We start from the raw sequence: 18051 nt of genomic DNA on the forward strand, positions 1-18051 counted from the left end.
CTCCATTGCACGCTGCAAAAAACGAAGCCCTCAAACCGCCGCGAACGCTGCAATACCTCTATGGCGGCCCTGAGAACGCACGGCGGCGCGACTTACGAGACCTCGTAACATTGTGGAAGACTGTCAAGAAAACAGTAGGAGCGTCGATGGTTTGGCCAGTGCGCATCAGGTTGCTGATGGCGAACGCTTCCGTGCCGACGCATATGGAAGAGCCGGCCGCGGTCGTTTCACGGAACTAGCTGACTCATAGCGAGATATCGCCGCAGAGGCATTGTTCAGCCACACCTTCTAGTCTTTTCATCGGACGACTCTTTTTCGGACATGAGACCCAGCCTAAAGTACGGGACTTTCAATCTGGCATCAAGGTCGTCATGCAAATCGATACACCTGCAATCCCGGCATCGTTGGAAGGACATTCAACCTCCGCGGGTCAATGGCTCTCCGTCATAGCGGTAGCGGTAAGCGCATTCGCCTTCGTCACGGCCGAGTTTTTGCCTGTCGGGCTGTTGCCACAAATCGCACACGACCTCGGCGTGTCGACCGGTGTCGCTGGCCTCATGGTCACCACGCCCGGCGTGATGGCCGCGATATTGGCGCCGACGCTGATAGTCAGCGCGGGCCGCATGGACCGCCGATACGTTTTCCTGCTCCTCACTGCGGTACTGTTGATCGCGAACGTCGTGTGTGCCATCGCACCGAACCTCGCGATCATGCTCGTAGGACGGGCTCTGCTTGGCGGCGCGCTGGGTGGCTTCTGGACTCTGGCGACGGCGGCGGCTCCTCGACTCGTGCAAGCAAAGGATGCCGCCAAAGCGACCGCGACCATTCTGACCGGCGTGACCTGCGCAACCGTGATCGGCGTGCCGCTCGGGACGTTCATCGCATCGTTTGCATCGTGGCGCATGGCGTTCGCCGCCACCGCGGGCCTCGTGTCGCTCGCCTTACTGGCGCAGGCGTTCCTCGTGCCTTCGTTGCCGTCGGCATCGGCGTTGCGGATCGCCGATTTCAAAACCCTGCTTGTCCGGCCTCATACGAGGTTGAGCATGGTGATGGTCGCGCTCGTCTTCGGCGCGCATTTCTCGACCTACACGTATATTGCGCCGCTGCTCGAACACGACTTCTCGTTGAGCGCGATCACGCTGTTGCTGTTCGGATTCGGTCTGATCGGCTTCTTCTCCAATGCGTTGACATCGATGGTGATTTCGAACCATCTAAAGAAATCCGTCGCCGCGATGGTTCTGCTGCTATTGGGCGCGATGTCGTCGATGTTGCTGCTCGAACATTCGCCGATCGGCGAGACCGCGGGGATGCTGCTGTGGGGAATCGCGTTCGGAGCGCTTCCGCTTTGCTTGAGCGTGTGGATTCAGCGCGGCACGACAGACCTGCCCGAAGCGGGGTCGGCCATGTTCGTCAGCATCATTCAGGTGGCGATTGCGGTGGGCTCGGCAGTGGGGGGCACGATTGTCGACCGTGCGGGCGTTCACGCTGACTTCACGCTGGGACTTGGACTCGCGCTACTGGGCCTCGTGGCACTGCAACGGCTTGCTGTATTGGAACGGCCGGCCACGGCGGCTTCCCTTGATTGCGCCTGCGATGCGTCGGTTGACTGACGCGTCGAGACAGTACGTCGCGTGACTGGACCGCACCGCGCTAGCCAGCCGTGGCGATGGAAGCCGTCAAACAGCCGTCTTCACGACTCTGGGTTGAAACGGGGCGTTGAGCGGCACGTCGCCAGCGGCCTCGTTGCGGGCGGCGCTCGTCGATAGATAGCGCAAACAGCACACGCGCAAAAAAGACGCGAAATTCAACGACTCTTCGCCGCGCAAGGCGACCAGTTCGTCGTGAAGCTTCACGACGAACTGGGTCGTCGTCACGTTCTCGCGGTTGGCGATTTCCCGAAGCACGTCCCAGAAGAGATTTTCGAGCCTCAGCGTGGTCACGACGCCATGAATGCGCAGCGCGCGCGTACGCGACTCATAGAGGATCGGATCAGCGTTGACATAGACGTTGCACATATGTTCAGCCTTTCTCGCGAATGATGACGTCGCAGGACGCGAAGCGCGCGGCGCGGGCGCTCATGCCGTCGTGATCGAGCGTAACACGGTTGGTCGCCCGCGATGCCGCGCCTCGGTCGAGGCGCGCTCCTTCAATGCGCGATGCGCGTGCCCAGCAGCGCAAGGAACTGCGCAAGCCAGTTCACGTGCGAGGTCCATGCGGGCGCGGTGACGAAGTTCTCGTCCGTGATCGCGTCAGGCCAGTCGAGCGCCACGTACTGCGCGCCCGCGAGCTTCACTTCGGGCGCGCAGGCCGGATACGCCGAGATGCGCCGGCCTTCGATCACACCTGCCGCAGCCAGCAGTTGCGCGCCGTGGCAGACCGCGGCAATCGGCTTCTTCGCTTCGGCGAATTGGCGCACCCAGCCGATCACCTCGTCGTTGAGCCGCAGATATTCGGGGGCGCGGCCGCCGGGCACGAGCAGCGCGTCATATTGCGCGGGGTTCACCGACGCGAAATCGGCGTTCAGCGTGAAGTTATGGCCACGCTTTTCGGTGTAGGTCTGATCGCCTTCGAAGTCGTGGATTGCGGTGCGAATCGCGTCGCCCGCGCGCTTGTCGGGCGCGACGACGTCCACCGAATGCCCGACTGCCGCCAGTGCCTGAAACGGCACCATCAGCTCATAATCTTCGACGAAATCGCCGGCGATGATAAGAATGCGCTTTGACATGCTTCGTCTCCTCTCGAATGGGGTGGGAAATGGCGAGGCGGACGCGCTATCGCGGTGTGAAGGCGGCGGCCGTTGAGAAGCAATATAGCGATCGACGCAGTGGGCCAGGTAATACGCGGCTAAATGCCGACCAGGGATTTCACTGAGCTGAACGGAATTCAGCCCGAATGCGGCAGACGATCGCGGTGGTGGAGCAAAGAAAAAGAGTCGCGCTCCATTCGAGTGCGACTCTTTTGTCATTGGGAACGTCCATTCAACCGCGCAGATTCGACACACATCGCTGCAGCACCTTGCGCAGCGTATCGACCGGGATTTCCGTTACTCCGTCCAGCATGGACGCTTCGAGCGCGTCGATCGCCGAATCGCATTCCTGCAGTACCCGACGCCCTTCGTCGGTCAGAAACAGATGAATCAGTCGACCGTGGGTAGGATGCCCCACGCGTCCGACCCAACCGTTGGCTTCCATCGTCTTGACGACTTCGTTGGCCGACTGCGGCGTGATGAACGAGCGTTCGGCGAGTTTCGCATTGGTCATCGCGCCGCTGGCGCTGATGACGGAGAGCGCGGTGAACTGAGGCAAGGTCAGCCCGAATTCACCCAGTACATCGATCAAACTGCGTTTGAGCAGGCGGTCGAGTTGGCCGACCACATAGGAAACGCGGGAAGGTGGCGCACCGGTTTTCGTTGAACCGGCCTGTTTGGCAAGGGGCGTTCGCCGCTTCTCCATTGTCTTGATCATTATCAGGTTGCCTTAGGTGTTTCTACCAGGCATATCATATTCTACTTTCAATATCAGGCCTCCTGAGACTAGACTCATCGTCAATTCCGGGGGCGCTGTGGGAAGGATTCTGATAAGTGGCGCAAGATCATTGTCAGAAATCTTCTCCTTCCCATGGCCGCTTCGTCGAAGAACGAAGCGTGGCTCGCCTCTGGCAATTCAATCAAAGGTGAAGGAGACGTCATGTCAAGTGTTGCTAATCGGTCGAGTGCGGTGGGCTCCAGTACTGCACTAACGTTGGCATTGTGCTTTCTCGTCGCGGTGTTGGAGGGTATCGACCTGCAGTCCACTGGCGTTGCGGCGCCTCGAATGGCGCATGAGTTCGGCTTGTCGGTCAGCCAGTTGGGGCTCGCTTTCAGCGCCGGCATGTTGGGGCTTTTGCCGGGCGCGATGATCGGTGGCAGACTCGCCGACCGGATCGGCCGCAAGCGCGTTCTGATGATCTCGATGGCGATTTTCGGCATCTTCTCGATTGCGACCGCGCAAGTCTGGAGTTTCGAAAGTCTGCTGATTGCTCGCGTGCTGACGGGAATCGGGCTCGGCGGCGCGATGCCGAACCTGATCGCGTTGTCGTCCGAGGCGGTCGATGCGCGTCACCGCAACACGGCGATTAGCGTCATGTATTGCGGTATGCCGCTCGGCGGCGCGCTTGCCGCATTGATCGCCGTACTGAGCGCGGGTGCTACCGCGTGGCGTCATATCTTCTACGTGGGCGGAGCCGGACCGCTGATCATCATTCCGCTGCTGATGGCATTGCTGCCTGAGTCGCGCGAATTCGCCACCGAATCGCGGGAATTCACGACGGCGGACAAGCCGCTCCTTTCGACGCGCGAAGTCCTGTTCGGCGAGGGGCGCGCCGCCGCGACGATCGGTATCTGGATCAGCTTCTTCTGCACGCTGATCGTTCTTTACTTCCTGCTGAACTGGCTGCCTTCGTTGACCGTGGGGCGCGGCATGAGCCGTTCGCAGGCCGGGATTGCCCAGATCTTTTTCAACCTCGGCAGTGTGATCGGCGTACTCGGCATCGGTCTGCTGATGGACCGCTTCAGACAAGGCCTGTCAGTCACGGCAATCTATGCGTGCATCGTCGGCGCATTGGTCGCGCTTTCGCAAGTCGCCAGCATCGAGACGCTGTCCGTTGCCGTGCTGTTTGCCGGGATGGGCGTCGTCGGTGCGCAGTCGATGCTGTATTCGCTGTCCGCCGCCAGCTATCCGACCAGCGTGCGTGGTACGGGAGTCGGCGCCGCGGTGGCGGTGGGACGCGTCGGCTCGATTGTCGGCCCCGTAGCCGCCGGGCAATTGCTTGCGATGGGAAAGAGCTCGGCGCTCGTCATCGGCGCGAGCGTGCCGGTGACGATCGTCGCGGCGATTACAGCATTGCTCGTCATTCGCTCCAACGCCGCGAAACGCTAACTCTTCGTTGATGGACCCAGCTGGCCCGGCGTTTTCGCGCCGGGCCTATTTTTCATGCGTCATTCGTGATTCGTCGTGCCTCGGGCCCGCAGATCAAGCAACCTGACGGCGTTCTCCTTCACAACGAGCGGCTTTACTTCGGGCTTGATGTCGAGCGTATCGAAGTCTTCGAGCCAGCGGTCCGGGCGGATCAGTGGGAAGTCGGACGCGAACAGCACCTTGTTGCGCAACAGCGTGTTCGCATACTTGACCAGCTCGGGCGAAAAGTACTTCGGCGACCAGCCCGACAGATCGATATACACGTTCGGCTTGTGCAGCGCGATCGACAGCGCCTGCTCCTGCCATGGCCAGGAGGGATGCGCGATCACGATCTTCATGTCGGGGAAGTCGGCGGCGACATCGTCGAGGTAGATCGGCTCCGAATACTTGAGGCGCAAACCGCCGCCGCCGCGCATGCCCGAGCCCATGCCCGAGTGTCCACTGTGAAAAACCGCCGGCAGCCGGTACTCGGCAATCACTTCGTAGAGCGGGTATGCCATGCGGTCGTTGGCGAAAAAACCCTGCATCGTGGGGTGAAACTTGAAACCGCGCACGCCGTGCTCCTCGATGAGCCGCCGCGCTTCGCGCGCGCCGAACTTGCCTTTGTGCGGATCGATGCTGGCGAACGCGATCATGATGTCGGAGTTTTTCTGCGCGAACTCCGCGACCTCTTCGTTCGAAATGCGGCGGCGCCCGATGTTCGCTTCGCAGTCGACGGTGAACATCACGAAGCCGATATTGCGCTCCCGATAGTGCTCGATGGTTTCGGGAATGGTCGGGCGGCGCCCTTGTTTGAGCACGGTGCCGAAGTATTTGTCGGCGGCTTCGTCGAATTCTTTTGCAAACAGGTCCGGTGGTTGGCAGCACGACACCTCGGCATGCACGTGGGTGTCGATGGCCTTCAGTTGATCGATGTTCAATGGGGTCTCCTATGTGTGATTAAAGCTGATGCGTCAGGCTGCGCGAAGATTGCGCACGCACGTCAACAGCAGGTTTTTCAGCATCTGTGAATCGTGTTCATCGATTTCGCCGAGCATCGATTGCTCGACCCTGTCAGCGGCACCGTCGCACTGAGCCAGCAATCTTTCGCCGGCCTTCGTCAGCGACAGCAGCCCGACGCGACGGTTGAGCGGACCGGCCACGCGCGTCACCCATCCATTCGCTTCCATCGATTTGACGACCGCGCTGGCCGCTTGCGGCGTGATCAACGAGCGCTGCGCGCGCTGTCGATTCAGACCCTGACGGCTTTCTCGTGATCGTCGGCATAGGCGGTTAGGGGTTTGTACCAAGACTTCGATATTGTACTTTACTTATCAGGTCGCCTGATATTAAATTGAGTTCAGGCCGCGAGGGCGGCATTGATACGGAGAAGCAGATGAGTTACGAAGGACGCTGGAAAACGGTCAAGGTCGCGGTCGAAGGCGGAATCGCCTGGGTCACGTTCAATCGTCCGGATAAGCGCAACGCGATGAGCCCGACGCTGAACAAGGAAATGATCGACGTTCTCGAGACGCTCGAACTCGACGCCGAAGCCCAGGTTCTCGTGTTGACCGGCGAAGGCAGTGCATGGACGGCCGGCATGGACCTGAAGGAATATTTCCGCGAAGTGGACGCGGGCCCGGACGTGCTGCAGGAGCGGATTCGCCGCGACGCGAGCCGCTGGCAATGGCAATTGCTGCGCATGTACTCGAAGCCGACGATCGCCATGGTCAACGGCTGGTGCTTCGGCGGCGGCTTCTCTCCGCTCGTCGCCTGCGATCTCGCGATCGCCGCGGACGAAGCAGTGTTCGGCCTGTCCGAAATCAACTGGGGTATCCCGCCGGGCAACCTCGTGAGCAAGGCGATGGCCGATACCGTCGGTCATCGTGAAGCGCTGTACTACATCATGACGGGCGACACCTTCACGGGTCCGCAAGCCGCGAAGATGGGCTTGGTGAACAAAAGCGTGCCGCTCGCGCAACTGCGCGACGAAACGATCGCTCTCGCGGCGAAGCTGCTGAACAAGAACCCGGTCGTGCTGCGCAACGCGAAGCATGGCTTCAAGCGTTCGCGCGAACTCACGTGGGAGCAGAACGAAGACTACCTGTACGCGAAGCTCGACCAGGCGAACTATCGCGATCCGGAAGGCGGCCGCGAACAGGGCCTCAAGCAGTTCCTCGACGACAAGAGCATCAAGCCGGGCTTGCAGACCTATAAGCGCTAAGCGGCGCACTTCAGCAGGACGACCGAGGAGACGAACACATGCATCAAACGAACCTGTTGATTGGCGGCGCGAAACGTGCCGCGTCGAACGGCAAGACCTTCGAGCGCATCAATCCCGCGACGGGGGCGGTGGCCACCCGCGCCGCGGCGGCCACCGTCGAGGATGCCGATGCGGCCGTCGCCGCGGCGGCGCGCGCATTCCCGGCATGGTCGGCGCTCACGCCGACGGAGCGCCGCAAACGCCTGCTCGCCGCCGCCGACCGCATGGACGCGCGCACGGCCGAATTCATCGAGATCGGCGCGGCCGAAACGGGTGCGATGGCGAACTGGTACGGCTTTAACGTCATGCTCGCGGCCAACATGCTGCGCGAAGCCGCGGCGATGACGACGCAGATCGACGGCGCGGTGATTCCGTCCGACGTGCCGGGCAGCCTCGCAATGGCCGTGCGCCAGCCGTGCGGCGTCGTGCTTGGCATGGCGCCGTGGAACGCGCCCGTGATCCTCGCGACGCGTGCGCTCGCCATGCCGCTCGCGTGCGGCAACACGGTCGTGCTGAAGGCATCGGAAGGGTGTCCCGGCGTGCATGCGCTGATCGGCGAAGCGCTGAACGACGCGGGTCTCGGCGAAGGCGTCGTCAACGTGCTCACGCATGCGCCGGAAGACGCGCCCGCGATCGTCGAGCGTCTGGTCGCGAATCCTGCCGTGAAGCGTGTGAATTTCACCGGTTCGACGCGTGTCGGCCGCATCGTCGCCGAGCTGTCCGCGCGCCATCTGAAACCCGCGTTGCTCGAACTGGGCGGCAAGGCGCCGGTACTCGTGCTCGACGACGCGGACCTCGACGCTGCCGTCGAGGGCATCGCGTTCGGCGCGTTCTTCAATCAAGGGCAGATCTGCATGTCCACGGAACGCGTGATCGTCGATCGCAAGGTTGCCGATGCGTTCGTCGAAAAGCTCGTCGCGAAAGCGCGCACGCTGAAGGCAGGCGATCCGACACAGCCGGGCTCGATCCTCGGCACGCTCGAGAGCGAAGCCGCCGCGCGGCGCATTCGCGCGCTGGTCGAAGACGCTCGCGAAAAGGGTGCGAAGCTGCCGCTCGGTTGCGAGGTGAAAGGCGCGATCATGCAGCCGGTGATCGTCGAGAACGTGACGCGCGAGATGAAGCTTTATGCCGATGAATCGTTCGGCCCCGTGGTGACGGTGCAGCGCGTAGACGGCGACGAAGAGGCGCTGACGGTCGCCAACGATAGCGAGTACGGCTTATCGGCCGCCGTGTTCAGCCGCGATATCGCGCGCGCGATGAACGTCGGCGAAACGCATCGAGTCGGGCATCTGCCACATCAACGGCCCGACCGTGCACGACGAGGCGCAGATGCCGTTCGGCGGCGTGAAGGCGAGTGGTTATGGGCGCTTCGGCAGCAAGGCGTCGATTCCCGAGTTCACCGAGTTGCGCTGGATCACGGTGCAGACCAGTCCGCGTCATTATCCGATCTAGGCGTCGGCTCCCGGCCGCAACGATTGCGGCCGCCCCATCCTTGCATGAAATGGCACAACTAGGAGACAGGTTTTGGAATCGGAGCACAGCCACGCAAGCTCTCTGGCGACCGGATACCGGAGCGTCGCCATCGGAGCACCTTCATCGCGGATCGAGAAACGCGGCGACTGCTGGTACCTCGAGACACTTGAACCTCTGGGTCCGTTTCCGGAGCGCTTTACGGACCGTCTGCTGAGCGGCGCACGCGCGCATCCCGACCGGCTGCTCGTCGCACGACGCGATGCCGGTGGCGCGTGGCAGGGCATCACGTATGCGCAGATGCTCGAGCGCGCGCGTGCGATCGGGCAGGCGCTGCTCGATCGCGATCTCAGCGCGGAACGCCCGTTGGTGATCCTGTCGGGCAACAGCGTCGAACATATGCAGCTCGCGCTCGGCGCGATGTGGGCGGGTATCGCTTATGCACCCGTTTCGCCGGCCTATTCGTTGATGTCGGGCGATTACGGAAAGCTGCGCCATGTCCTCGAACTGCTCAAACCGGGTCTGGTCTACGCGGACGATATCGGCGCATACACAGCGGCGCTCGATGCCGCGCTGCGAAGCGACGTCGAACGAGTCAGCGCGGTGCCCGCGCCAAACGCGTCGAGAGTGACGCGCTTCGACACATTGCTCGACACGGCCCCGCGCGACGTCGACGCCGCCAACGCGCGCGTGAACGGCGACACGATTGCGAAGTTCCTGTTCACGTCCGGCTCGACGAACCTGCCGAAAGCCGTGCCGACGACGCATCGCATGCTGGGCGCAAACCAGCAGATGCTGCTCGAAACCTTTCCGCAGTTCGGCATCGAGCCGCCGGTCCTCGTCGACTGGCTGCCGTGGAATCACACGTTCGGCGGCAGCCACAACGTCGGCATCGTGCTGTACAACGGCGGCACGCTCTATATCGACGACGGCAAACCCGTGGCCGGCAAATTCGACGAGACGCTGCGCAATCTGCGTGAGGTCGCGCCGACCATCTACTTCAACGTGCCGAAGGGTTGGGAAGAACTGACCATCGCGCTGGAAAAGGATGCGGCGCTGCGCGAGCGGTTTTTCTCGCGCGTGAAGATGTATTTCTTCGCGGGCGCCGGTCTGTCGCAGGCGGCGTGGGAGCGTCTCGAGCGCGTAACGCTCGAACATTGCGGAGAACGCATCCGCATCATGGCCGGGCTCGGCATGACCGAGACCGCGCCGTCGTGTCTGTTCACGACGGGACCGGTATCGTGCGCCGGCTATATCGGCTTGCCGCCGCCCGGGTGCCAGGCCAAGGTCGCGCCCGTCGATGGCAAATTCGAAGCGCGCTTTCGCGGCCCTCACGTGATGGGCGGTTACTGGCGAGCATCGCCGGCGCTTCAGAGCAGCGTGTTCGACGATGAAGGCTACTACCGCACAGGAGACGCCGTGCGTTTCGTCGACCCGCAACGTCCCGAACTGGGCCTGATGTTCGATGGCCGCATTGCGGAGGACTTCAAGCTTGCGTCGGGAACGTTCGTCAGCGTCGGGCCGATGCGCGCGCGCATCATCAGCGAAGGGGCGCCCTACGTTCAGGATGCCGTCATTACGGGGATGAATCGCGACGAAGTGGGCGCGATGATTTTTCCGCGCCTCGACGCGTGTCGCTCGTTGGCGGGTTCGCCCGCGGCTGCGAGCGCCGAGGACGTGCTCAACTCGGCCGCCGTGCGAGATTTCTTCAGCGAGCTCGTCGCGCGGCTGAATCGGAGTGCGACAGGCAGTGCCTCGTTCATTGCCCGCATGCACCTGCTGAGCGTGCCGCCGTCGCTCGACCTCGGCGAGATCACCGACAAAGGCTCGATCAATCAGCGCGCCGTGCTCCAGCACCGGGCCGCGCGCGTGGAAGCAATGCACCAAGCCGACGCCGCCGACGCGACCGTGATCCATGCGCGCAGAGGCAGCTAGTCCAGGGACAGGAACAAATGACGTTGACTTATCAGGCGCCGCTACGCGACATGCGCTTCGTGATGGACGAGTGGCTCGACGCCGCTTCGTGGTGGCGCGACGTGCCCGACTGGCAAGACCTCGACTCGCAGACCGCGCAGCAGGTGCTCGAGGAAGCGGCGCGTTTCGTCGAGGAGCGCATCGCGCCGCTCAACGCGAGCGCCGATCTCGAAGGATGTCGTTTCGACGCGGGCAAGGTGACGACGCCCGCGGGCTTTCGCGAGTCCTACGCGGAATTCGTCGAAGCGGGTTGGCCGACATTATCGCTCGACACCGGGCACGGCGGACAGGGCCTGCCGCAGCTTCTCGACGTCGCACTTCAGGAAATGCTCGCGGGCGCCAACCATGCATGGTTGATGTCGCCCGGGCTCACGCACGGCGCGACGGCATGCTTGCAGACGTATGGCAGCGAACGCGTGAAAAAGGCATTGCTGCCGAAAGTCGCGAGTGGCGAGTGGCTATCGACGATGTGTCTGACCGAGCCCCAGGCCGGCAGCGATGTCGGCCTGATCCGTTCGCGCGCGACTGAAGCACCGGGCACCGACGGGTATTTCATCGACGGCAGCAAGATCTTTATCAGCGGCGGCGCGCACGATCTGACGGAGAACATCGTTCATCTGGTGCTCGCTCGAGTGCCCGATGCGCCGCCCGGTACGAAAGGGTTGTCGCTGTTCGTCGTGCCGGAATGGCTGGAAGACGGCGACGGTGGGCGCTCGTGCAATGGTGTCTATTGCGAAGGCATCGAAAAGAAAATGGGCCTGAAAGGCAGCCCGACCTGCACGATGCGCTTCGAACGCGCATTCGGTTGGCTCGTCGGTGAAGCGCATCGCGGTCTCGCGTGCCTGTTCGTGATGATGAACGCGGCGCGGCTGCAGGTTGCGATGCAGGGCCTCGGGCATGCGCACACCGCGTGGCAACGCGCGCACGCTTACGCGCAGGAACGCGCGCAGATGCGTGCAGTGAGCGTGCCGCCCGGTGCGAACGTCGCACCGGGGAAGGCTGCGCCGATCGCGTTTCATCCGGCCGTGCGGCGGATTCTGATGGAGCTGCGCGCGATCGTCGAAGGCGAGCGCGCGATCGGTTACTGGACCGCGCATTGGCTCGACATCGCCGCACGTCATGTTGATGCCGCCGAACGGGAACAGGCGGCGCAGCTCGCATCGCTGTTGACTCCGATTGCAAAGGCGTTTTTTACGGCCAACGGTTTTGGCGCTGCATCGAACGCGCTGCAGGTGTTCGGCGGCTACGGCTACATCCACGAGTACGGCATTGAACAGACATTGCGCGATAGTCGCGTGTCGATGTTGTACGAAGGCACCAACGAAATTCAGGCGATCGATCTGCTGATTCGGAAGGTGCTGCCCGATGGGGCGGTGGCGTTCGATGTGCTGCTTCGCCACGTGCGCGCGGAAGCGCGGCTGTGTCAGGAGTCCGATCCGCCGGTTCGTGCCGCCGGCGCGAAGCTCGCGGAGCTAGCACAGACAGTGGAGAGCACGACACGGTCGATCAAGGCACGCCACGCGCAAGACCCGGAGACGGCATACCGGGTCGCGGACGACTATCTCGCGATGCTTGGCTGGATGCTGCTGGCGTTCGCATGGGCGCGCGCGCTGCGAATTGCGACGCCGCAATGCGAGGCGGAAACGTTCTATGTGGAGAAGCGGGAGACGGGCCGCTTCTTCTTCGACTACCCGCTCGCGGCCTTCGCTTATCGCCGCAGCCTCGTTGAAGCCGGTTGCGAGGCAACGCTGCCGTACGTTTGAAAGTCAGCTTGAGCAACACCTGCCTGATCAATACCGCTCGGCCACGTATTTAAACGGATAGTCTGGTTCCTTGTATCCGTCGGGCTTTTGCCGTTTCGGCAGCGAGACCTTCTTGCGGGCAGGCTGCTTGTACGGAATCCTCTGAAGCATGTCGCTGATGATGTTCAGTCGCGCGCGCCGCTTGTCGTTTGAATTCGCTATGAACCACGAAGCATAGTCGGTGTCCGACGCCGCGAGCATCTCATCGCGGGCACGCGAGTAGTCATACCATCGGCTATAGGATTTCAGGTCCATCTCGGTCAGTTTCCAGATCTTGCGACCGTCGTGGATGCGTGCCTCGAGACGTCGGGTCTGTTCCTCGGGGCTGACCTCGAGCCAGTACTTGAGGAGGATGACCCCGGATTCGACGATCGCCCGCTCGACGAGCGGCACGGCCTTGAAGAACGTCTGCACGTCCGCCTCGGAGCAGAAACCCATCACGCGCTCGACGCCCGCGCGGTTGTACCAACTGCGGTCGAAAATGACGACCTCGCCCGCGGCCGGCAAGTGCGGCACATAGCGCTGCACATACATCTGGCTTTTTTCACGTTCGCTAGGCGCGGGCAATGCAACGACGCGAAAGACGCGCGGACTGACGCGCTCGGTCATCGCCTTGATCGTGCCGCCTTTGCCCGCGCCGTCACGTCCCTCGAAGACGACGCAGACCTTGCTTCCCGTTTGGACGACCCATTCCTGCAGCTTGACGAGCTCGACATGCAGATCGAAAAGCGCCTTGCGATATTCCTTGTACGACAGCGCCCTGTCTTGCTCGGGCTGCTCGTTTTCCGACTTCGTTTTGGCCATTATCTTCTCCCCAGCGCGGACTGTTCCAGCGTACTACGCAATGATCCATTCCCACGGTAGAGCGCGACGCGAAGCAGGGCCATACGACCTTGGTCCAATATCGCCGGTACAGTGCGCGCTGTATGCTGCGGGCGTCTGCTCGCGCCTGCCCGATCCGACTGTCCTCGTCGCACCTCATCCGCATGCCAGCAAAGGGCGGGCTCGGTTCACGTCATCGCCACGGGAGGCCTCATGGATGCCACGGGTCACACGGAGCAGGAAAACTTCGGCGATAGGGAGCCGGTTCTCGATGTCGTCGATCGAGTGTGCGAGTCGTGTTTCGGCCTCTTCATGGCGCTGACGTTTGTCGGCACCGTCTCGGCCGTCGGCGCGGGTGCCGACGCGGGGCACAAGATGTTCTACACCGCGCTCGGCTGCAATCTCGCATGGGGCCTCGCGGACGCGGTGATGTTCCTCGTGCGTACGCTGGTGGCTCGCGGCAGGCGTGTGACGCTTGCGCATTCCGTGCGAGGCCAGCCGAATGCGGCCGCGGGCGTTCGGACGCTTCGCGGCGCAATGGCCGCGTGGCTCAGACCGTTGATCGGCGATACGGAGCTCGAGTCCATCCGCAGGCGTGTTGCGGCGCGGCCGGATCTGCCGCAGCGAGCAGTATTCGTGCGCGACGATTTCACCGCCGCCGCGGCTATCTTTGTGCTCGTAGTAGCCGCAACGTTCCCGGTCGCGTTGCCCTTCGTGCTGTTCGCGCACGTTCCGACGGCGCTGATCGTCTCCCGTGTCTTGACTATCGCGATGTTATTCGGCAGCGGCATGGCGCTGGGGCATTACGCGGGATTTCGCGGCTGGCAGGCCGGCCTTGCGATGGCGGCGGTCGGCGTCCTGCTCACCGTGGCGATCATCGCGCTCGGCGGATGATCGAGGTCGGCCCCGCCAATCAGCTTCGCTGGCTTCGCGTTTCATTCATCATCGACACCGCGCTTCCTGTAAGACCAAGGTCCGATTCCGCGCCGGTTTCAGCGTGACATCATGTATCTGCAAGCGTTGTAGTCGTCGCATCCGGATACCGAAGAAAATCGACGCGCGGCGATGGCATTGATGGTTCCTTGGGCGGCTATGCCGCTTCACGGCGGAGAAAAAAGATCGAGGCTTCCAGCCATCAGGACTGGCGACTCGGATCGTAACCAGAACGGAGTCGATAGTGAACAGACGGAACTTTGTGCACACGCTCGCGCTTACATCCATGGCCGCGAGTCTGGCTTTGGCGGGTTGCACGACGACCGGAGGCAGTGGCGAGAGCGCCACTACCGACGCCGCCAAACGGCAGGAGATCGACGCGGCCGTGAACGGTGCGCTGTCGAAATTGTTCGATACGGTGCAAGGCTCGCACGAACTCGTATCGAAGGCGCAGGGCGTGCTGGTGTTTCCTTCGGTGAGAAAGGCGGCGTTCATCGTCGGTGGCGAGTACGGTGAAGGGGCATTGCGCGTCGGGGGAGCGACGGTGGGCTATTACAGTACCACCGCGGCATCGTTCGGATTGCAGGCCGGCGCGCAGTCGACCGCCGTGTTCTTCCTGTTCATGACGAAAGATTCGCTCGATAAATTCCGCAACGCGAAGGGCTGGTCGGCGGGCGTCGATGCTTCGGTTTCACTGCTGAAAGTCGGCGCTACCGGCGCGATCGATACCACGTCGGCGACCGCCGAGGTCGTCGCGATGGTCTTGACCAATACGGGCTTGATGGCCGACCTGTCGCTGGCCGGCACCAAGGTTACGCGCATGAATCTGTAGCAGGGCGCGGCAAGCAGCGGCATTCGATCGAATCGTCATGGCGCTGTCACACAGTGGCGCGTCTATCGCGTGTTGCGGTTTCGTTACAGCGAAGCCGCGCGACACGCTACGCATGCCTTGGCACGGCGACGCGCAGCGGGTAGTTTTTGGCGGACTCACCCCACTTAGCCTCCCTATCATCCCTCCCGTTGTTCCCACGAAACGCTGCGAGCCAGATGCGCTCGCGACTCGCAGCGACGCTGCCTGTAATCTGCACTGACCTTCCTGTTTATTCAATACCGGTAGAAAAGACGAAGCCGAAACACGCGTTCTCGCCGCGGTGCTGCGTTTAGCCATCTGCCGGGCATAATTTTATTTTTTTGTGATCGATGAATGCAAATGATTCGCACTGGAATGGCGGGCGATAAAAGCGTTGACTTGCGTCAAGAAATATCGCCGGCAGATTAATTAAATTGGAGAATTAGCGTTGGCTATACCCGCTGACTCTGTGATTCGCGATGCATGAAAGCTTTACGGTTGGAAGTTTCCATCTGAAAGCGCTATCGCGCCGGACTTCACGGGCTAGTGCAAATCCGTCACGGCGCAGGGGAACATGCGGCTCTACGGCGACGCTGCCAGTTTGCTAACTTTCCTGTGAGCGCAAACGGACGGCACGGACACTGCCCCGCCCGGTAATAATTAACTGCCTAACAAACTCTGTCGCCATTTTCCGATTGATGGCGGACAACGCAGAACACTATTGAGTAGTTTCCCGAGTAAGCGGCATAAATTAAGGTAACCCTTCGGTAAGTGATTCTGGATAGCCTATACTGACTTCCAGCCACCAGGCGTGCGAAGTACCGATTGTGAAGTCGATTATGTGGTTCGAAGCCCAAAGATAAAGACGTCGCAGTTGTACGGAATCCGTTCGCACTGGACCCGGAGGTGCCAATGATTAATCTGATCGTGTACGGCAGACACCTGGCGATCGGGGTAGCGGGAATTCTCACGGCGCTGCACGCGCAACCGCGCCACATGGGTCAATGCGGCCCGTCACAGATCGACAATGCGCGCAACGACGGTCCTCCACTATCCGGGCACGACCGTTCCAGACAGTTTTCACCCAGGCATCACCGGTTTCAGCGCGCTCGCAATATCCCCGGCGTGTCGAGCCGACAGAGTACCCGCGATACCCACGAGCCGCCGTACGCGTTGCCGGCATGGCGGCGCTGTGTCGCCGCTTGCGCGTCGTGGCTGCGAGGCGAAGGCGATAGCAGCACGCGGCGCATCCTCGACGCGAGCATGCCGCTGTGCGAGACGCTCGAAATGTTGCCGGTTCCGATCGTCACGATCGACCAGCGGGACCAGATCATCTTCGCGAACGCGCGGGCGGCGCAACTGTTCGGCTACACGAGGGAAGAGCTGATCGGCGTGCCGACCGCCAAGCTGTTTCCGATCGACGGCATCAATGCCGATCGGTCGGGCCCAGGCAATCGTGGCGCGAAGATACAAATCCCCGGCGTCACGACCACGCAGATTCTGATCGCGCGGCGGCGCGATGGCGGCGGCTTTCACGCGGAGGCGGAAACCACGCGATGCCGCGTGCACAATCAGGAATTGCGGATCACCGCGATATCGGATTGCAGTGCGTGCGGCGAAGTCGATGGAAATACGAGGGATCTCGCGCATCTCGCGCGCGTTTCTTCATTGGGCGAACTTGCCGGATCGCTCGCGCACGAGTTGAAGCAGCCGCTTACCGCGATCCTGTTCAACGCGCAAGCCGCACGCAAATTCATGGATGCGGAGACGACCAACGTAGTGGAGCTGCGCGAAGCGCTCGAAGACATCGTGGCCGACAATTGCCGCGCGAACGAGGTGCTGCAAAGGATTCGCGCATTGGTGCGCAAAGGCGATGTCGAGTTGCAGTTGCTGGACGTCGGCAACGTCGTGCGCGACATCGCGACGCTCGTGCACAGCGATGCGTTGACGCGCAGCGTGCGCACGAGCTTCGACATTCCGAACAATCTGGCGCTCATTTGCGGCGACAAGGTTCAGCTTCAGCAGGTGATCCTGAACCTGCTGCTCAACGCTTTCGACGCGGTCAAGGATTGCCCTGCCGCGGACCGCCTCGTCGAAACGACAGCGCGTGAGGAAGCGGACGGACTGATACGGATAACGGTAAAAGATCGCGGCCAGGGCCTCGACGTCGACAGCATGGAAAGGATTTTCCGGCCATTTTTCACCACCAAACCGCAGGGGCTCGGACTGGGTCTTTCGATCAGCCGCACGATCGTCACGGCGCACCGCGGCCGGCTGTGGGCGGAAAACAACGAGGGCAAAGGGGCATCGTTTCACGTCACGCTTCCCGTCGCGACCGATATCCGACAGAGACTCGTGCCCCGATCATCATGAACCAGACCAACACTCGCGTCTTCATCGTCGACGACGACGACAGCGTGCGCAGCGCGCTCGCCCGCTTGCTGCGCGCCTCCGGCTTCCAGGTCGAATGCTTCGACAGTCCTGAGGCCTTTCTCGAACGAGCCGATCTGACGAGCATGCCAGCCTGCCTCGTTCTCGATCTGCAGATGCCGGGCATGACGGGACTCGAAGTGCAGCGCAAGCTCGATCAGCTGCTGCCGATCGTATTCCTGACCGGGCACGGCGACATCGGCTCGAGCGTCGACGCGATGAAAGGCGGAGCGGTCGACTTTCTGCCCAAGCCGGTGCGCGACTCGCTGTTGCTCGCCGCGGTGGATCGCGCGCTCGCGCGCGCGTGTGTGGAAAGCAGGCGGCGCCACGAACGCGAGGAAATAGAAGAGCGGATGCGGCATCTGACCCGCCGCGAACGCGAAGTCATGGAACTCGTCGTGACTGGCCGCCTGAACAAACAGGTTGCGAGCGATCTGGGCGCGGCCGAAAAAACGATCAAGATTCATCGGGCCCGCGTGATGGAGAAGATGAAGGCCCGATCGATCGTCGACCTCGTTCATCTGGTGCGAAAGGGCGGCGTTTGTAGGGCCGACGAAGAATAATCGCCCGAAC

Annotated in this window: 15 protein-coding genes and 1 pseudogene; 10 read left to right on the forward strand and 6 right to left on the reverse strand. The window is 62.1% G+C overall.

Annotated features, from left to right (window positions below; translation table 11 throughout):
- The first annotated feature begins 371 nt into the window (after nt 1-371).
- Nucleotides 372-1610: an MFS transporter gene (locus tag OKW38_RS33450; RefSeq protein WP_429365025.1), complete on the forward strand. Its 1239-nt coding sequence runs from the start codon at nt 372-374 to the stop codon at nt 1608-1610.
- A 66-nt stretch (nt 1611-1676) separates the two neighbouring features.
- Here the strand turns inward: OKW38_RS33450 and OKW38_RS33455 are convergent, their stop codons facing one another.
- From OKW38_RS33455 to OKW38_RS33465, 3 genes are all read right to left on the reverse strand, one after another.
- Entirely contained in the window at nt 1677-2015 is a 339-nt protein-coding gene (locus tag OKW38_RS33455) for a ribbon-helix-helix domain-containing protein (protein ID WP_429365026.1), read from the reverse strand.
- 131 nt (nt 2016-2146) lie between these two features.
- A complete protein-coding gene (locus OKW38_RS33460) occupies nt 2147-2725 on the reverse strand; it encodes a DJ-1/PfpI family protein (protein WP_184032364.1) in 579 nt (192 codons plus the stop codon).
- Between the two features lie 253 nt (nt 2726-2978).
- Entirely contained in the window at nt 2979-3452 is a 474-nt protein-coding gene (locus tag OKW38_RS33465) for a MarR family winged helix-turn-helix transcriptional regulator (RefSeq protein ID WP_429347989.1), read from the reverse strand.
- Nucleotides 3453-3686: 234 nt separating this feature from the next.
- On the opposite strand from OKW38_RS33465, the gene mhpT reads away from it, so the two are divergent.
- Complete coding sequence (gene mhpT / locus OKW38_RS33470) at nt 3687-4916, forward strand: 3-(3-hydroxy-phenyl)propionate transporter MhpT (protein ID WP_429365027.1); 1230 nt, start codon at nt 3687-3689, stop codon at nt 4914-4916.
- Between the two features lie 59 nt (nt 4917-4975).
- Here mhpT and OKW38_RS33475 read toward each other — a convergent pair whose 3' ends face one another.
- Both OKW38_RS33475 and OKW38_RS33480 read right to left on the reverse strand, forming a co-directional pair.
- Complete coding sequence (locus tag OKW38_RS33475) at nt 4976-5875, reverse strand: amidohydrolase family protein (protein ID WP_429365028.1); 900 nt, start codon at nt 5873-5875, stop codon at nt 4976-4978.
- Between the two features lie 33 nt (nt 5876-5908).
- The gene (locus tag OKW38_RS33480; protein WP_429365029.1) at nt 5909-6163 is read right to left on the reverse strand and encodes a MarR family winged helix-turn-helix transcriptional regulator; all 255 of its coding nucleotides are present in this window, start codon (nt 6161-6163) and stop codon (nt 5909-5911) included.
- Between the two features lie 167 nt (nt 6164-6330).
- Here OKW38_RS33480 and OKW38_RS33485 point away from each other — a divergent pair, with 167 nt between their 5' ends.
- From OKW38_RS33485 to OKW38_RS33500, 4 genes and pseudogenes are all read left to right on the forward strand, one after another.
- Nucleotides 6331-7158 carry a p-hydroxycinnamoyl CoA hydratase/lyase gene (locus tag OKW38_RS33485; protein ID WP_090810398.1) on the forward strand — a complete coding sequence of 276 codons (828 nt, stop codon included), beginning with the start codon at nt 6331-6333 and terminating at the stop codon, nt 7156-7158.
- A gap of 38 nt (nt 7159-7196) precedes the next feature.
- Nucleotides 7197-8649, forward strand: a pseudogene (locus OKW38_RS33490) (aldehyde dehydrogenase).
- 72 nt (nt 8650-8721) lie between these two features.
- Entirely contained in the window at nt 8722-10602 is a 1881-nt protein-coding gene (locus OKW38_RS33495; protein ID WP_429365030.1) for a feruloyl-CoA synthase, read from the forward strand.
- Between the two features lie 17 nt (nt 10603-10619).
- The gene (locus tag OKW38_RS33500; protein WP_429365031.1) at nt 10620-12404 is read left to right on the forward strand and encodes an acyl-CoA dehydrogenase family protein; all 1785 of its coding nucleotides are present in this window, start codon (nt 10620-10622) and stop codon (nt 12402-12404) included.
- A 27-nt stretch (nt 12405-12431) separates the two neighbouring features.
- On the opposite strand, the gene ppk2 is transcribed toward OKW38_RS33500, so the two are convergent.
- Nucleotides 12432-13247, reverse strand: coding sequence for a polyphosphate kinase 2 (ppk2, locus tag OKW38_RS33505; RefSeq protein ID WP_184052128.1), 816 nt, complete (start codon nt 13245-13247; stop codon nt 12432-12434).
- 231 nt (nt 13248-13478) lie between these two features.
- On the opposite strand from ppk2, the gene OKW38_RS33510 reads away from it, so the two are divergent.
- From OKW38_RS33510 to OKW38_RS33525, 4 genes are all read left to right on the forward strand, one after another.
- A complete protein-coding gene (locus tag OKW38_RS33510) occupies nt 13479-14159 on the forward strand; it encodes a hypothetical protein (RefSeq protein ID WP_090808955.1) in 681 nt (226 codons plus the stop codon).
- 283 nt (nt 14160-14442) lie between these two features.
- Nucleotides 14443-15030: a BPSL1445 family SYLF domain-containing lipoprotein gene (locus OKW38_RS33515; RefSeq protein WP_425199372.1), complete on the forward strand. Its 588-nt coding sequence runs from the start codon at nt 14443-14445 to the stop codon at nt 15028-15030.
- 930 nt (nt 15031-15960) lie between these two features.
- Nucleotides 15961-17421: a PAS domain-containing sensor histidine kinase gene (locus OKW38_RS33520; protein ID WP_090808960.1), complete on the forward strand. Its 1461-nt coding sequence runs from the start codon at nt 15961-15963 to the stop codon at nt 17419-17421.
- Nucleotides 17418-18041: a response regulator transcription factor gene (locus OKW38_RS33525; protein ID WP_429365032.1), complete on the forward strand. Its 624-nt coding sequence runs from the start codon at nt 17418-17420 to the stop codon at nt 18039-18041. The genes OKW38_RS33520 and OKW38_RS33525 overlap by 4 nt, the downstream gene beginning before the upstream one ends.
- Nucleotides 18042-18051 lie beyond the last annotated feature (10 nt).

The sequence above is a fragment of the Paraburkholderia sp. MM5496-R1 genome, assembly GCF_050436205.1.
In the GTDB taxonomy this organism is placed as follows: Bacteria; Pseudomonadota; Gammaproteobacteria; order Burkholderiales; family Burkholderiaceae; genus Paraburkholderia; species Paraburkholderia tuberum.

Coding starts and splice junctions, on each gene's coding strand:
- ppk2 (WP_184052128.1), bottom strand. CDS start 13,247: ATGGCCAAAACGAAGTCGGAAAACGAGCAGCCCGAGCAAGACAGGGCG.
- mhpT (WP_429365027.1), top strand. CDS start 3,687: ATGTCAAGTGTTGCTAATCGGTCGAGTGCGGTGGGCTCCAGTACTGCA.
- OKW38_RS33455 (WP_429365026.1), bottom strand. CDS start 2,015: ATGTGCAACGTCTATGTCAACGCTGATCCGATCCTCTATGAGTCGCGT.
- OKW38_RS33520 (WP_090808960.1), top strand. CDS start 15,961: ATGATTAATCTGATCGTGTACGGCAGACACCTGGCGATCGGGGTAGCG.
- OKW38_RS33485 (WP_090810398.1), top strand. CDS start 6,331: ATGAGTTACGAAGGACGCTGGAAAACGGTCAAGGTCGCGGTCGAAGGC.
- OKW38_RS33500 (WP_429365031.1), top strand. CDS start 10,620: ATGACGTTGACTTATCAGGCGCCGCTACGCGACATGCGCTTCGTGATG.
- OKW38_RS33460 (WP_184032364.1), bottom strand. CDS start 2,725: ATGTCAAAGCGCATTCTTATCATCGCCGGCGATTTCGTCGAAGATTAT.
- OKW38_RS33450 (WP_429365025.1), top strand. CDS start 372: ATGCAAATCGATACACCTGCAATCCCGGCATCGTTGGAAGGACATTCA.
- OKW38_RS33465 (WP_429347989.1), bottom strand. CDS start 3,452: ATGGAGAAGCGGCGAACGCCCCTTGCCAAACAGGCCGGTTCAACGAAA.
- OKW38_RS33510 (WP_090808955.1), top strand. CDS start 13,479: ATGGATGCCACGGGTCACACGGAGCAGGAAAACTTCGGCGATAGGGAG.
- OKW38_RS33525 (WP_429365032.1), top strand. CDS start 17,418: ATGAACCAGACCAACACTCGCGTCTTCATCGTCGACGACGACGACAGC.